Origin of the sequence: Ruegeria meonggei (assembly GCF_042768335.1) — a bacterium.
Classification (GTDB): domain Bacteria; phylum Pseudomonadota; class Alphaproteobacteria; order Rhodobacterales; family Rhodobacteraceae; genus Ruegeria; species Ruegeria meonggei.
On record NZ_JAXHBT010000001.1, the window covers coordinates 430,514 to 445,054 of the forward strand.

Genomic DNA, 14,541 nt, shown 5'->3' on the forward strand with positions numbered 1-14,541 from the left:
TCCCCCCGGCGTGATCGCCTTTATGAGGGCGGCATGACCCAAACCAATACCCGCCCCCGCATTCGACTAAAGCCCAAAGCCAATGCGCGCGGTATGCGCCATGGGTTCCCGTGGGTCTACGCCAATGACATCGTCGCTGACCGCCGCACCCGTAAGATCGAGGCGGGCGCGCTGGCTGTGCTCGAGGATGAAAACCGCGCGCCCATCGCGCTGGTTGCAGTCAACCCCGAGTCCAAAATCATGTGCCGGGTATTGGATCGCGACCTTGACGCACAGCTGGATGCCGCGTGGTTCGAATCCCGCATTCGCCGCGCGCTTGCGCTGCGAGAACGCCTGTTTGACACACCGTATTACCGGTTGATCCATGCCGAGGCTGACGGCTTTCCTGGCGTCGTCATTGACCGTTTTGGCGATGCCTGTGTGATTCAACCCAACGCCGCCTGGGCCGAAGCGCATCTGGAGACCCTGACCGAGGCTCTGGTTTCGGTCACAGGTGTCACGACAGTGCTGAAAAACGCATCTGGCCGGACGCGCGGGTTGGAGGGGCTGGACGACGTGAACCTCACCCTGCGTGGCACAGCACCTGACGCGCCGCTGCCGGTGCCGATGAATGGCGCGACCTATATGGCAGACCTGACCGGCGGTCAGAAAACCGGCCTGTTTTACGACCAACGACCCAACCACGCCTTTGCCGCCCAATTGGTTCAGCCCGGCGCGCAGGTGCTGGATGTGTTCAGCCATGTGGGCGGGTTCGGGCTGGCCATGCTGGCCGGTGGCGCGGGTCAGGCACTTGCCGTCGATGGCTCTGCCGCTGCGCTGGAGCTGGCCGCACAAGGGGCGCAGGCCTCTGGTAGCGCGGACAGGTTCCAAACCCGACAGGGTGATGCCTTTGACGTCCTGACCCAACTGGCCGACGAAGGAGCGAAATTCGACGTGGTCATCTGCGACCCTCCTGCTTTTGCGCCGTCTAAACAAGCGCTGGACGCAGGCCTGCGCGCCTATGAACGCGTGGCCCGTCTATCTGCGTCACTGGTGAAACCGGGCGGTTATCTCGGCTTGTGCTCCTGTTCGCACGCCGTTGATCTCGGACGGTTCCGCGATGCGTCCTCGCGCGGGATTGGCCGGGCCGGACGGCAGGCGCAACTGATCCACACAGGCTTTGCCGGACCCGATCACCCGCAACTGCCTCATTTGGCAGAAAGCGGCTACCTCAAAGCTGTGTTCTACCGGTTGTGAAGGCAGTTCTGGATACCTGCGTCATCTATCCAACGGTAATGCGCGAGATGCTGCTGGGCGCCGCCAGGCTCGGCCACTTCACCCCGCTCTGGTCGGCCCGCATCCTCGAAGAATGGGCCCGCGCCGCCCGCAAACTAGGCCCCGAAGGCGAAGTTCAGGCCCGCGCAGAAATCGCGTTGGCGCAAGCCAACTGGCCCATGGCTGAACGCCCGGCGGCACCGGGTGAAGAACGACGGCTATGGCTGCCCGACAGCGCCGATATCCATGTACTGGCCACCGCCGTAACGGCTTCGGCGGATGTGATCGTCACTGTCAACGCCAAGGATTTCCCCAGAAACATCCTGTCCGAAGAGGGGCTGGAACGCCGCGACCCCGATGGGCTGTTACACAGCTTCTGGCAAGCAGACCCGGACGGGATAACCCAGACGGCTACCCGCGTTCTGGCCGAGGCCAACCGCCTATCCGGCACCCAATGGACGCTGCGCGCGCTGATGAAAAAAGCCCGCCTGCCACGGCTGGGCAAAGCGCTCGCCGCTTAGTCCAGGATCCCTCTTCATCTGGCTAAAAATACCCCGGAGAGCGCGAGAGGCTAGCCTCTCGCTGCCCAAACCTAACCTCCCGCGCCCCACCGCTGTTCCAGCGCCTCTAGCGCCGCAATCCGTTCGTCGGTCTTGGGATGGCTCATCAGCCAGGCCGGGGTCACGCCAGCGCGTTGCTGGGTCAGGTCTTCAAGCTTGTGAAACAGCGACTTCTGCGGCCCGATCCCGATCCCCGCTTTTGTCAGCAGCGCGGCAGCATATTCGTCCGCCTCATACTCATCCCCTCGCGAAAGACGCGAGGCCAGAAGGTGGGTCAACATATTTGCAATCCACGCTCCTATAAAGGGAATGAACCGGTTCAGCAGTATCATCAACGCAGCCCGCAGCGCGTTCTGGCCTGAGAAATCGATCATCCGCCGCCGCGCATGTCCCAGCGCCACGTGCCCCAGCTCATGGGCGATGACACTGGTCATTTCCTCAGCCGAAACCTCGCCGTTGCGGAATTTGCGATAGAATCCGCGGGTGATGAAAATCCGTCCGTCCGCAGCGGCCAACCCATTCACTGGATCAATCTCATAGATGTAAACCGGCACTCGTTCGATCCCAAGCGCAGCCGCCAGCCGATCGGTCATGCGTTTAAGAGCAGGATCCGCCAGTTCGGTTGAATTCGCGTCCAATTCACGATGCGTGCGCCAGACGGAAATCCGGTACATCACGATGGCATAGGCAATAGCCAGAAGGATTGGGGTAAAACGAAGCATGTCTTAGATATGGGACTGGCGGACAATCGGGGCAACCTAAAACCTGATCGCCATAACTGGAGCAGTTCACATTGACACCACGCCAATAGTCAGAAAGGTTTCCCAAAACGAAAGGGCCTGTTGATGACACTAGAGTTTTTGCTCACATCTCTGGTCGTTGTGCTATTGCCGGGGACAGGTGTGATTTATACGCTTGCGGTCGGACTTGGACGTGGGTTCAGGGCCAGTATCGCAGCCGCGTTAGGTTGCACGCTTGGAATTGTCCCGGCGGCCGTCGCCAGTATCGTTGGTCTTGCTGCGCTTTTGCACACCAGTGCAGTGGCGTTTCAGGTTATTAAGTTTTTGGGCGTGCTCTACCTGTTCTACATGGCGTGGAGTATTCTCAAAGACCGCGGCGCAATGGAAGTGCGAGAAGAAAAGAGCGCAAAGAGCCTTGGAAAGATTGCTGTGACGGGAACATTGATTAATGTTCTTAACCCCAAGTTATCGCTATTCTTTCTTGCTTTTCTTCCGCAATTTGTGTCGACAGGTTCGGCAAATGCTACTGCAGAGCTGATCCAACTTGCCCTGATTTTCATGGGCATGACACTTGGAGTGTTCGTTGTGTATGGGGCCTTTGCTGCAGCAGCGCGTGACTACGTCATCAGGCGTCCTGTGACAATGCGCTGGATCAAAAGGACGTTTGCTGGTGTGTTTGGGGTCTTGGGTGCAAAACTGGCAGTCACGGACTAGGCTTTAGCGTTGCGGGTGACGCGGTTGGGGTTTACCGCGTCAGTTCCTTCATCCCCTGTTCCAACCCGGCCAGTGTCATGGGCACCATACGGTCCTCGAAAACCTCGCGGATCATGCTGATGGAGTGGGTGTATTCCCAATATTTCTCGGGCACCGGGTTGATCCAAAGGTTGGACGCCCATTGGTTGCGTGCGCGTTGCAGCCAGACCTGGCCGGATTCTTTGTTCCAATGCTCGTTCGCACCGCCGGGATAGGCGATTTCATAAGGGCTCATCGAGGCGTCACCGACGAAGATACACTTGTAATCCAGGCCATAGGTACGCAGCACCTCATGGGTGGGGGTTTGCTGATCCCAGCGGCGGTGGTTGTCGCGCCACACGCCTTCATACAGGCAGTTGTGGAAGTAGTAATATTCCAGATGTTTGAATTCGCTTCGCGCGGCTGAAAACAACTCTTCGACCACTTTGATATGGGGGTCCATCGATCCGCCGACGTCCAGGAACAGCAGCACTTTGACCGCATTATGACGCTCGGGGCGAGTTTTGACGTCTAGATAGCCGTGCTCGGCCGTGGCTCGGATGGTTCCATCCAGATCCAGCTCTTCGGCGGCCCCCTCGCGCGCCCAGCGGCGCAGACGCTTTAGGGCGACTTTGATGTTGCGCGTGCCCAGTTCAACCGTGTCGTCCAGGTTCCTGAATTCGCGCTTGTCCCAGACCTTGACCGCGCGCTGATGGCGGCTTTCTTTCTGGCCGATACGCACGCCTTCGGGGTTATAGCCATAAGCCCCGAACGGAGAGGTCCCGGCAGTGCCGATCCATTTGTTACCACCTTGGTGGCGGCCTTGCTGGTCTTTCAGACGTTCGCGCAGGGTGTCCATCAGCTTGTCGAACCCGCCAAGCGCCTCGATCTCGGCTTTTTCCTCGGCGGACAGGTGTTTTTCGGCCATCTTGGCCAACCATTCGGCAGGGATGTCCACGGCGTCCAGAACTTGATCAAAGCTTATCTCGCCCAGCCCTTCAAAACTGGCAGCAAAGGCGCGGTCAAATTTGTCGATGTTGCGCTCGTCCTTCACCATCGACACGCGCGCGAGATAATAGAACGCTTCGACATCATAGGTGGCCAGGCCCTTTTTCATCCCTTCCAGAAAGGTAAGATATTCGCGCAAGGATACGGGAATTCCAGCTTTGCGGAGGTTGTCAAAAAAGGGCAGGAACATACGCTTACACCACCAGACGCACAAGGATCAGGGACAGGATCAACCCGGCCAGAGCAAAGGCGATGCCGTAGCCTGCCGCGTATTGGGCGATATCAGCCGCGCTGCCATTGCGTTTGCGTGCTGTCAGCGCCCCAAGGATTGCCCCCAGTATCGCCATTCCCCAAACCACTACCATAGGTTAACCGCCTCTGTTTTTGGTGGACGGACCCTCTGCGACATCCTGCAACAGCGAGCGGACCACCATATCCGAGCCAAAGCCGTATCGCGCCCACCCCAGACTGTCCAGCCTGACGGAACGTGCCTGTTCATGCCGGCCCGCTTGATTGAGCGCTTCGGATTTCAGCAGCAATAACGTGGCCAGCTGCGAGGCGTTCTGCGCCCGGGTCATGACGCCGATTGCAGCATCCAGTTCCGGCAGAATCTGCGGTCCTTGCCCCTGTGCCAGCGCATAGGCTGCGGTCTGGGTTGTCACATAGGCCTGATGCACCTCGGTGCCCGGTGTCGCCTGCAGATACTTAAGTGCGAGCTGATAGTTGCTTAGTGCGTCCTGTGGATTGTCGAACTGCTCAATCCGCCCCATGATGTAATAGGGATAGGCGCGGCGCTGATCGGTCCAGCCCTGTTCCTGCCCAATTCGGGCGGCTTGCTTCGCAGCACTCAGGCGCCGCTTTGTATTCCACTGGGGACGCAGGGATTTCTGTACTGCCTTGATCCAGTTGCGCGGTGTTTCAGAAACCGGTTGCGAGGGCAGGGTGTTTCCGCGCGGGTTCAAACGGCTGAGTACACCGGGGATGACTTCCTGCACCTGTTCGCGGGTCATGCCGCTGCGCAGTTCGGGGGAATATGCGGCGCGTAGGATCAGCATGTCGAACCCGGTAAGGACCGTGTGAATATTGTCGTCGTTGAACACGGAATCTGGCAGGTGATAAAGGTCGTTCAGCGGCCCCAGCGACTGCGCTATCTCTTCGTGCAGACAGTCGCGCTTTTCCTGCGGACTGGTGTCGTAGGGGATGAAGATACCCAGACGTTCGCGGCTGCGCAGCCGGGTCCAGCTGCTTTTCTGTTTGCGCCGGTCGCGGCTGTATTCCTCAAAGCTCGACGCGTTCGGAACCACGAAACACGCCGCCTGAGGCAGGATGTCCTGAATCTGTTCCTGCGTGACGGCTTCGATGGTGATGTTGGCCGATCCGTCCGGAATTTGGCGGATGTCGATCCCGGCCTCGTTGCGCAATCGGGTCAGCAACTGGGTCAGGTCCCGTTGCATTGACGGCGTCGGTGACCCGGTCAGCCGCACCGTGATCGGGGTTTCGAACCGGGTAAACACGGGCAACTGCGCGCCACTTTCCAACGCGAAATGCAGCGAGACAAAATCCTCTGCGATATTCACATTCGAACGTGCCGGACGGGTCGGAGTTGCGCGTGTAAACGCTTTGGGTGGGGGCAGTGCCTTTTGGATGGCCTGAACCTTGGTGGGCACTTCAGGTGGCTTGACCGTTGCGCATCCGGTCAAGGCCAAGCCGGCACAGATTACGGCCCATCGCATCATGGGCGCTGATATCGGATAAAGGGCGTCTTCTTGCCGATGCGGTCATAAAGCTTGCGCGCTGTTTCGTTGAAATCCTGCGTCAGCCAGTACACACTGGCCGCGCCCTGCCGGTCGGCCTCGTTATAGACGGCCTGAATAAGCGCCCGCCCTACGCCGGTTCCGCGCGTCTGTGGCCGGGCATACAGGTCCTGCAAGTAGCACACGGGCTCAACCTTCCATGCGTGGCGGTGAAACAGGTAATGGGTCAGGCCCACCAGCTGCCCACCGCTTTCGGCGACAAAACACGAGAAATCATGTGGGTCATCCCCCAACAAACGCGCAAACGTGCTGTCATAGATGTCGTCCGCAACCGCTGTTTCATAGAAGGCCAGATAGTCGCGCCACATCTCAGCCCATTCCGGGCGGTCGTCGGGCCGCAAGATGCGGATCGTCAAAGTATCAGTCAAACAAGATGCCTCTTCTTTTCACGCCGGAAAGGACCCGCATAAGCGGGGCGACCGTCTGTCAATGCTGACATCCGGCCCCCATCAAGGCAAGCGGGGATCGCCGCGAGCTGAGTATTCTCAGCGTTTACTGCGCGCCATAAAGGCCAGACGTTCGAACAGGTGCACATCCTGCTCGTTCTTCAACAGCGCACCGTGCAGCTTGGGCAAGGCATTGGCACCGTCGCGCTTGAGGTCCTCGGCCGTCAGATCCTCGGCCAGCAACAGCTTGAGCCAGTCCAGCACTTCCGAGGTAGAGGGCTTTTTCTTTAGCCCCTGAGATTCGCGGATTTCGTAGAACTGAGTCAGCGCGGTGGTCAGCAGTGCGTCTTTGATCCCGGGGTGGTGGACCTCGACGATCCGGCGCATGGTCGCCTCATCCGGAAAGCGGATATAGTGGAAAAAGCAACGCCGCAGAAACGCGTCCGGCAGTTCCTTTTCGTTGTTCGAGGTAATGATCACGATAGGCCGGTTCGTGGCCCGGATGGTTTCGTTGGTCTCGTAGACGTGGAACTCCATCTTATCGAGTTCCTGCAGCAGGTCGTTGGGAAACTCGATGTCGGCCTTGTCAATCTCGTCGATCAGCAAAACAACCTTTTCATCAGCTTCAAAGGCCTGCCACAGCTTGCCCTTGCGAATGTAATTCGACACGTCATGCACGCGCTCTTCGCCCAGCTGGCTGTCGCGCAGGCGGCTGACGGCATCATATTCGTACAGACCCTGCTGCGCGCGCGTGGTGGATTTGACGTTCCACTCGATCATCCTCAGACCCAGCGCCCCGGCCACCTGTTTGGCCAGTTCGGTCTTACCAGTGCCGGGTTCACCCTTTACCAGCAGGGGACGTTCCAGCGTCACCGCGGCATTCACCGCAATGGTCAGATCGTCTGTGGCAACGTATTCTGCAGTACCTTGGAAACGTGCGGTCATAAGCCCCTCATGAAGTGTCGCGCGGCATGTTCCCACGGGGTTAGCGCGGGGCAGAAAATTTGACAAGCCGGGTCGCTGCGTCGCTGCGGCGCGAATTTGCCGAGCAACTACAATGTTCTTGGTTGATTCGGGCGCTAACATTGAGCGCGTTGCTTAAGGTTTTGCCCTGAAAAGGCCCGCTGAATTTCACAGAAAAACAAGGATTTTTTGTTTGAAGTCTCATAGTTAAACGCGGCACGCTGACTAGATGCCGGAGCGACGTTTGCATAGTGACATTCTACGCGCCGTCAGATAAACGCTCCGCAGAAGGGGATTGCCGCATGTCAGGTAATGAGAGAGTGACCGGCGTTGCAGGCCACACCGAGGGAGCAAAAATGAAGCAGGAAGTTTTTCTGCCAGAAGACTATCGTCCAGCCGAAGACGAACCTTTTATGAACGACAAGCAGCTAGAGTATTTTCGTCGCAAGCTGCAGGATTGGAAAACCGAACTTTTGGCAGGCAGCCGCGATACGATCGAAGGGCTGCAAGACAACACCCGTAACATTCCGGACGTTGCAGACCGCGCCAGCGAAGAGACTGATCGCGCGCTGGAACTGCGCACCCGTGACCGTCAGCGCAAGCTGGTGGCCAAGATCGACTCGGCCATGCGCCGGATTGACGAGGGTGAGTACGGATATTGCGAAATGACTGGCGACCCGATCTCGCTGAAACGTCTGGATGCGCGCCCGATCGCGACTATGACGCTTGAGGCGCAGGAACGCCACGAGCGTCGCGAGAAGGTCCACCGCGACGAGTAATCGCAGGAAAAACTGGAAAAAATTTGACGCCGGGGCCTGTTGCTCCGGCGTTTTTGCGTTAATCGGGTGTTATGAACATCAGCGGTCTGAAATTCGGCGTCATCGGCGGCGGCATCGGCGGTCTGGCGGCGGCGGTGGCTTTGCGTCAACGCGGTGCGCAGGTGACGGTGTTTGAACAGGCGGCGGAACTGGCAGAGGTCGGCGCAGGGCTGCAAATCAGCGCCAATGGCATGGTTGTATTGCGGGCCTTGGGAGTTGCCGGCGACACGCCCGTGGCTGGGCTTCAGTCCCACGGAACCGAGCTGAGGGATTACCGCGCGGGCCGTTTGATCAGTCAGATACCGCCCCCAGCTGCGGGGCCAACCTATTACTATCACCGTGCGGATCTGTTGGGGTTGCTTCACAAAGCTGCCATCCGTGACGGGGTCGAATTGCGGCTGGGCGCAGAGGTGGCAGAAATGCGCAAGCATCCATCCGAGGCCGAGATTGTCCTGACAGACGGCGCGCGGATATGTGTCGATTGCGCGATTGCCGCCGATGGCGGCCGCAGCGCGATCCGACCCCTGTTAAACGGGGTCGAGGCCCCGGAGTTCACGCATCAGGTCGCCTGGCGGGCAACGATACAGTGGCAGCGCCGCGATGATTTTCCACGTGCGGTTTTGACCATGGGGCCGGGACGGCACGTGGTCACTTATCCTCTGCGTGACCACGCGTTGATGAACATCGTCGCCGTCGAAGAACGATCCGATTGGCATGAAGAAGGATGGCGACGTCGAGGTGACCCCGAAGACTTGCAACGGCGCTTCGCCGATTTCGGCGGCGTGGTCGGAGGGATCCTCAATCAGGTGCAAGAGCCGCATCTCTGGGCTTTGTTCCTGCGTCCGGTGGCGGCAACCTGGCAAAATGGGCGCATGGCCCTGTTGGGGGACGCCGCCCATCCAACTTTGCCCTTCATGGCGCAAGGGGCTTGCCTGGCGCTGGAAGATACTTGGGCTCTGATCCGGTTGTTAGAAGAGCAATCCGGTCTTTCACAAGCCTTGGTCGAATATGAAGCGGGCCGTCGTCCGCGGGCAGAAAAGGTCGTCGCGGCGGCTGGGTCAAACGCCCGCAACTTCCATTTGCAAGGCCCCAAGCGCCTTGCCGCGCAATTGGCCCTGATGGCAGTCGGGCCAAGGTTGTCAAAAAAATACGACTGGATTTATAGCTACGACGTAACCGCTTGATCCGTCACAGATCCAAATCGACCCAGACCGGTACGTGGTCCGAGGGTTTCTCATGCCCGCGTATTTCAGCGTCTATCCGGCAATCCTTCATGAGGTCGGCAGCTTGCGGGGTCAGCAGGAAATGGTCGATGCGAATGCCGTCGTTTCGGTTCCACGCACCGGCCTGGTAATCCCAGAATGAGTAATGCCCTGGACCTTGGGCGCAAGCGCGAAACGCTTCGGTAAAGCCCAGATTCAGAATCTTGCGAAACGCTGCCCGGCTTTCTGGGCGAAAAAGAGCGTCCTCGCGCCAAGCATCGGGTCGGGCCGCGTCCTCGGCTTGTGGGATGATGTTGTAATCCCCGGCCATAAGCGCTGGTTCCTCTCGGGCCATCAGGTCGCGCGCGCGGTGATAAAGCCGCTCCATCCAGGCCAGCTTATAGTCGTATTTCGGTCCGGGCACTGGGTTTCCATTAGGCAGGTACAGCCCGCAAATCCGCAGAGCCTGCTTACCGATCACTGTGGCCTCGATCCAGCGGGCCTGTTCATCCTCATCATCGCCCGGAAGGCCGCGTGTGACATCCTCAAGCGGTAGTTTCGACAGGATCGCGACACCGTTGAAGCTCTTTTGTCCATGGGTTTCGACGTTGTACCCGCGTTCTTCGAACAGCTCGCGGGGGAAGTTTTCATCAACAGATTTGATTTCCTGCAAAAGAACAACATCAGGCTGCGCTTCGTCGAGCCATCGGGGCAGGGCCTCTGCCCGCGCCTTGATGCCGTTGATGTTAAACGTGGCGATTTTCATGCGCGATCCTCTGAAGCTTCTGGCAACCTATCGCTCAGAAACGCCCCAGCGGCAAGATGGTCGGCTGGATTGCGAGGCTCTGCTCGCGCTCCGGGATATTTTTGGCCAGATGAAGAAACGGATTTTTAACCCAACTCTGGGAGCATCTATTTGCGGTACAGGCGGGGACGCCGATGACCGCGCCAGGTGAAGCTCTCTGGCGGTGACCTCAGAGAGCGGATCCCTGCTTCATCTGGCGAAAAAATATCCTGGGGGTGTGGGGGCAACGCCCCCGCCGACACTTACATCGAAAAAGATGTGCCACAGCCGCAGGAAGAGGTGGCATTGGGGTTTTCGATCACAAACCGCGCACCGATGAGTTCCTGCGTAAAATCAATCACGGCGTTTTCCAGAAACGGCAACGAGATCGAATCGACAATGACCTTCTGGCCTTTGCCTTCCAGGACAAGATCGTCCTCTTTTGGTTCATCCAGCTCGATTTCGTATTGAAAACCGGAACATCCGCCACCTTCAACCGCAACGCGCAGGGCCTGGCCCTGATTTGCGGCGCCAATCTCGGCCAGGCGATCAAAGGCGCGTTCTGTAACTGTGGGGGGCAGATTCATGCCGGTCTCCAAAGGTTTATTTCCTTTACGCCTTACAATATAGAAAGTGCAAGCACAGGCGACAAGGACATGACCTTTGGACAGAGCAGGTTTTGCCTCGGACCCGGGCCGCGCCAGAGGGCGGCTTGTACCTGAGGAAGAAAGCAGTTTCCGGTCATGCTTTCAGCGCGACCGGGACCGGATCATTCACGCCAGCGCGTTTCGGCGGCTTAAACACAAGACGCAGGTGTTTGTCGAACATGAGGGTGACAGCTATCGCACCCGGTTGACCCATTCCATCGAAGTGGCACAGGTGGCGCGAACCATTGCCGGGGCTTTGGGCCTGAACCCCGAACTGACTGAGGCCGTGGCCTTGGCGCATGATCTGGGGCACACACCGTTTGGGCATACGGGTGAGGATGCGCTGCATGCGTTGATGGGGCCATACGGGGGCTTTGATCACAATGCGCAGGCTATTCGGATCGTGACCAAGCTTGAACGGCACTATGCCGAGTTTGATGGCTGCAACCTGACATGGGAATGCCTTGAGGGGATTGCCAAACACAATGGTCCGGTTGTGGGCAACTTGCCCTGGGCATTGGCCGAGTGCAACGGTGCGTTCGATCTGGAACTGCACACCCACGCCAGCGCCGAGGCACAGGTGGCGGCTTTGTCTGACGATATCGCCTATAACAACCACGATCTTCTCGACGGGCTCCGGGCCAATCTGTTCATGGATGAGGAAATCCAACAGTTGCCCATTGTTGGCACCTGCTATGCGGATGTGGACAAAAAGTACCCGGATTTGGATCCGTACCGCCGCAGGCATGAGGCATTGCGGCGTGTCTTTGGTGTCATGGTGTCGGATGTGATCGACACCTCGCATGCAAGAATTGCCGCGTCAGATGCGCAATCGGTTGAGGATATCCGGCATCTTGGCCATCCAGTGATCCAGTTTTCCGACCAGCTTTGGGCGCAGCTCAAGGAAATCCGTTCTTTCCTGTTTACGCAAATGTACCGTGCGCCCAGTGTGATGCAGGTGCGTGCCGAAGTCTCAGCGGTGGTGCGGGACTTGTTTCCGATTTATCTGAATGATCCCAAGCAGATGCCCGCACATTGGCACAGCGATATCGAGGCGGCCAACACTGAAACGGCACTGGCGCGGATCGTGTCGGACTATATTGCCGGGATGACGGACCGGTTTGCCTTGCAAGATCACAAACGACTTGCGGGCGGTTAATCATTCGATCCCAATATAGGCCAGTGCCCAGACCTGCAGCCCGGATTGTTCCTGTGCCAGATCAGCATCATCGGTTGGGGGAAACACGATCATCGTCGGGCCGTAGCCCCCAATCCCCATAGGGCTGCCATCCGCATGGGTGGCCACAATCGGTTGGTGCGCCTCAATACTGGTCCATGGGATTTCAGACTGGTAGCCATCCATCGCCATCGGTTTCGCGATCTTTCCTTCGGCCCCGGCCATGGTCATCACGTCCGACAGGCGCGGGCCGGAAAAGGCGATGTCGCGTTTGTTGTCCTCAGGCCCGTAAGAGATGGTGATTGCAACCTGTTCCAGGCCATCCAACGTCGCGGCATCGAACCCGGCTGCCCCATTGTGCTGCACTTCCAGATACCCCAGCAGACCGCCGTCATTCTCGCCCCGCGCCGGAAGGTTGGTCTCCGTAACCGCCCCGCCCAGCGTTACAAGAACATGGCCCTGCAGGGCGGGCATCTCGGCCCAGACCGGCGCAGAGGACATCAGAGCAAGGGCAAGGGGCAGGGCATAGCGCATGGGCTGGTCTCCGGTTGAAAATTTTCCCCGACACTAACCCGGTTTACGGCTAATCCAAGCCAAAACTGCTTGCTTCCATTGACCTTGCCGCTTTGCGTGGTAAACCGCCGGGCAAGCAAAAGGACATCCGAAATGAACCTGTTTTCCGAGATCCGCGGCCTTGTACTGGACGCGCTGACACAGATGCAGTCCGAAGGTGCTCTGCTCGAGGGGCTGAGTTTTGACAACGTGGCGGTTGAGCCTCCTCGCGATGCGGCGCATGGCGACATGGCGACCAACGCGGCGATGGTGCTGGCGAAACCGGCAAAGATGAAGCCGCGCGACATTGCCGACGTGCTGGCCGGAAAGCTGGCAGAAGATGACCGTATCACCAGTGCCGAGGTCGCGGGTCCTGGATTTCTGAACCTGCGGTTGGCACCCTCTGTCTGGCAGGGTGTTCTGGCAGCGGTGCTGGAACAGGGCACCGACTTTGGCCGCTCATCCATGGGGCAGGGGCAGAAGGTCAACGTTGAGTATGTCTCGGCCAACCCAACCGGCCCGCTGCATGTGGGTCATACGCGGGGGGCTGTGTTCGGCGATGCTCTGGCCAGTTTGTTGGCCTATTCGGGCCATGACGTGACCCGCGAGTATTACATCAACGACGGTGGCGCACAGGTCGATGTGCTGGCGCGGTCGGCCTATGAACGCTATCGCGAAGCCAACGGTCTGAGCCCCGAGATTGCCGAAGGGCTCTATCCCGGTGACTATCTGATCCCGATCGGTGAGGCACTAAAAGAAAAATACGGCGACAGCCTGATCGACAAGCCCGAAAGCGACTGGCTGGACGAACTGCGCGAGTTTTCTACCGATGCGATGATGGATTTGATCCGGGCCGACTTAAAGGCGCTGGGCGTCGAGATGGACGTGTTCTTCTCGGAAAAGTCGCTCTATGGTACGGGCCGGATCGAGGCTGCGCTGGACTCGCTGACCAACAAAGGCCTGATTTACGAAGGTGTGCTTGAGCCGCCCAAGGGTAAAAAACCCGAGGATTGGGAGCCGCGCGAACAGACCCTGTTCAAGTCGACTGAACATGGTGATGACGTTGACCGTCCGGTCAAGAAGTCGGATGGCAGCTGGACTTACTTCGCGCCCGATATCGCCTATCACTATGACAAAGTGAGCCGTGGTTTTGACGCGCTGATCGACGTGTTCGGCGCCGATCACGGCGGCTATGTCAAACGGATGAAAGCGGCTGTGTCGGCCCTGTCTGACGGCCAGGTCTCGCTGGATATCAAGCTGACCCAGCTGGTGAAGCTGTGGAAGAACGGTGAGCCGTTTAAAATGTCCAAGCGGGCAGGGAACTTTGTCACTTTGCGCGATGTGGTTGATCAGGTTGGCCCCGATGTGACCCGTTTTGTGATGCTGACCCGCAAAAACGACGCCTCGTTGGATTTCGATTTCGACAAGGTGCTGGAACAAAGCCGTGAGAACCCTGTGTTCTACGTGCAATATGCCCATGCCCGGATCATGAGCGTGCTGCGCCGTGCGGCCGAAGCTGGGATCGACGCGCAGGACGCGACACTGAAAAGCGCAGATCTGGGCAAGATCGAACACGCCTCTGAGCTGAGTGTTGCCAAGAAACTGGCCGAATGGCCGCGGCTTGTGGAAATCGCTGCACGCACCAATGAACCGCACCGGGTTGCCTTCTATCTGTATGAACTTGCCGGGGATTTCCACGCGCTGTGGAACAAGGGCAACGAGGAAACTCAATTGCGGTTCATCCAGGATGGCGATGTTGCCACAAGCCAGTCAAAAATCGCATTGGCCCGGTCCGTTTCTGTTGTGATTTCAGCGGGCTTGGGTATTCTTGGCGTCACCCCGGCGCAGGAGATGCGGTGAACAACACCGTCCGAACCGCCGGTTCGAGGTAGGCAAGAAATGAC

17 protein-coding genes are annotated in these 14,541 nt (G+C 58.6%); 8 read left to right on the forward strand and 9 right to left on the reverse strand.

What is annotated here, in order from left to right; all coding sequences use genetic code 11:
* Positions 1-33 precede the first annotated feature (33 nt).
* Both SJY13_RS02130 and SJY13_RS02135 read left to right on the forward strand, forming a co-directional pair.
* The gene (locus tag SJY13_RS02130) at positions 34-1,236 is read left to right on the forward strand and encodes an RSP_2647 family RNA methyltransferase (protein WP_377187102.1); all 1,203 of its coding nucleotides are present in this window, start codon (positions 34-36) and stop codon (positions 1,234-1,236) included.
* Positions 1,233-1,775 (forward strand): RSP_2648 family PIN domain-containing protein, encoded by a 543-nt coding sequence (locus SJY13_RS02135; protein ID WP_377187105.1) that lies wholly within the window; start codon positions 1,233-1,235, stop codon positions 1,773-1,775. Before SJY13_RS02130 ends, SJY13_RS02135 begins: the two co-directional genes overlap by 4 nt.
* 71 nt (positions 1,776-1,846) lie before the next feature.
* On the opposite strand, the gene SJY13_RS02140 is transcribed toward SJY13_RS02135, so the two are convergent.
* On the reverse strand, positions 1,847-2,536 hold the full coding sequence (locus tag SJY13_RS02140) for a M48 family metallopeptidase (RefSeq protein WP_377187108.1): 690 nt from the start codon (positions 2,534-2,536) through the stop codon (positions 1,847-1,849).
* A gap of 123 nt (positions 2,537-2,659) precedes the next feature.
* On the opposite strand from SJY13_RS02140, the gene SJY13_RS02145 reads away from it, so the two are divergent.
* Positions 2,660-3,268 carry a LysE family translocator gene (locus SJY13_RS02145; RefSeq protein WP_377187111.1) on the forward strand — a complete coding sequence of 203 codons (609 nt, stop codon included), beginning with the start codon at positions 2,660-2,662 and terminating at the stop codon, positions 3,266-3,268.
* A 31-nt stretch (positions 3,269-3,299) separates the two neighbouring features.
* Here the strand turns inward: SJY13_RS02145 and SJY13_RS02150 are convergent, their stop codons facing one another.
* From SJY13_RS02150 to SJY13_RS02170, 5 genes are all read right to left on the reverse strand, one after another.
* Positions 3,300-4,484 carry a vWA domain-containing protein gene (locus tag SJY13_RS02150; protein ID WP_377187114.1) on the reverse strand — a complete coding sequence of 395 codons (1,185 nt, stop codon included), beginning with the start codon at positions 4,482-4,484 and terminating at the stop codon, positions 3,300-3,302.
* 4 nt (positions 4,485-4,488) lie between these two features.
* On the reverse strand, positions 4,489-4,659 hold the full coding sequence (locus SJY13_RS02155; RefSeq protein ID WP_377187117.1) for a hypothetical protein: 171 nt from the start codon (positions 4,657-4,659) through the stop codon (positions 4,489-4,491).
* Between the two features lie 3 nt (positions 4,660-4,662).
* Positions 4,663-6,030: a DUF2927 domain-containing protein gene (locus tag SJY13_RS02160; protein WP_377187120.1), complete on the reverse strand. Its 1,368-nt coding sequence runs from the start codon at positions 6,028-6,030 to the stop codon at positions 4,663-4,665.
* Positions 6,027-6,416 (reverse strand): GNAT family N-acetyltransferase, encoded by a 390-nt coding sequence (locus SJY13_RS02165; RefSeq protein ID WP_377193535.1) that lies wholly within the window; start codon positions 6,414-6,416, stop codon positions 6,027-6,029. Before SJY13_RS02165 ends, SJY13_RS02160 begins: the two co-directional genes overlap by 4 nt.
* A gap of 177 nt (positions 6,417-6,593) precedes the next feature.
* The gene (locus tag SJY13_RS02170) at positions 6,594-7,439 is read right to left on the reverse strand and encodes an AAA family ATPase (RefSeq protein WP_377187123.1); all 846 of its coding nucleotides are present in this window, start codon (positions 7,437-7,439) and stop codon (positions 6,594-6,596) included.
* Between the two features lie 374 nt (positions 7,440-7,813).
* On the opposite strand from SJY13_RS02170, the gene dksA reads away from it, so the two are divergent.
* Both dksA and SJY13_RS02180 read left to right on the forward strand, forming a co-directional pair.
* A complete protein-coding gene (gene dksA, locus SJY13_RS02175; protein WP_085820819.1) occupies positions 7,814-8,236 on the forward strand; it encodes an RNA polymerase-binding protein DksA in 423 nt (140 codons plus the stop codon).
* Between the two features lie 71 nt (positions 8,237-8,307).
* Positions 8,308-9,459: an FAD-dependent monooxygenase gene (locus tag SJY13_RS02180; protein WP_377187126.1), complete on the forward strand. Its 1,152-nt coding sequence runs from the start codon at positions 8,308-8,310 to the stop codon at positions 9,457-9,459.
* Between the two features lie 4 nt (positions 9,460-9,463).
* On the opposite strand, the gene xth is transcribed toward SJY13_RS02180, so the two are convergent.
* Positions 9,464-10,243: an exodeoxyribonuclease III gene (xth, locus tag SJY13_RS02185; protein WP_377187129.1), complete on the reverse strand. Its 780-nt coding sequence runs from the start codon at positions 10,241-10,243 to the stop codon at positions 9,464-9,466.
* Between xth and SJY13_RS02190 the strand changes: the two genes are divergently transcribed.
* Positions 10,242-10,433 carry a hypothetical protein gene (locus tag SJY13_RS02190; protein ID WP_377187132.1) on the forward strand — a complete coding sequence of 64 codons (192 nt, stop codon included), beginning with the start codon at positions 10,242-10,244 and terminating at the stop codon, positions 10,431-10,433. The genes xth and SJY13_RS02190 overlap by 2 nt on opposite strands.
* A gap of 91 nt (positions 10,434-10,524) precedes the next feature.
* Here the strand turns inward: SJY13_RS02190 and SJY13_RS02195 are convergent, their stop codons facing one another.
* Complete coding sequence (locus tag SJY13_RS02195) at positions 10,525-10,848, reverse strand: HesB/IscA family protein (protein ID WP_085820816.1); 324 nt, start codon at positions 10,846-10,848, stop codon at positions 10,525-10,527.
* Between the two features lie 76 nt (positions 10,849-10,924).
* On the opposite strand from SJY13_RS02195, the gene SJY13_RS02200 reads away from it, so the two are divergent.
* A complete protein-coding gene (locus SJY13_RS02200; protein ID WP_377187135.1) occupies positions 10,925-12,067 on the forward strand; it encodes a deoxyguanosinetriphosphate triphosphohydrolase in 1,143 nt (380 codons plus the stop codon).
* Here the strand turns inward: SJY13_RS02200 and SJY13_RS02205 are convergent, their stop codons facing one another.
* A complete protein-coding gene (locus SJY13_RS02205) occupies positions 12,068-12,619 on the reverse strand; it encodes a hypothetical protein (protein ID WP_377187138.1) in 552 nt (183 codons plus the stop codon).
* Positions 12,620-12,751: 132 nt separating this feature from the next.
* Here SJY13_RS02205 and argS point away from each other — a divergent pair, with 132 nt between their 5' ends.
* Complete coding sequence (argS, locus tag SJY13_RS02210) at positions 12,752-14,497, forward strand: arginine--tRNA ligase (protein WP_377187141.1); 1,746 nt, start codon at positions 12,752-12,754, stop codon at positions 14,495-14,497.
* Positions 14,498-14,541 lie beyond the last annotated feature (44 nt).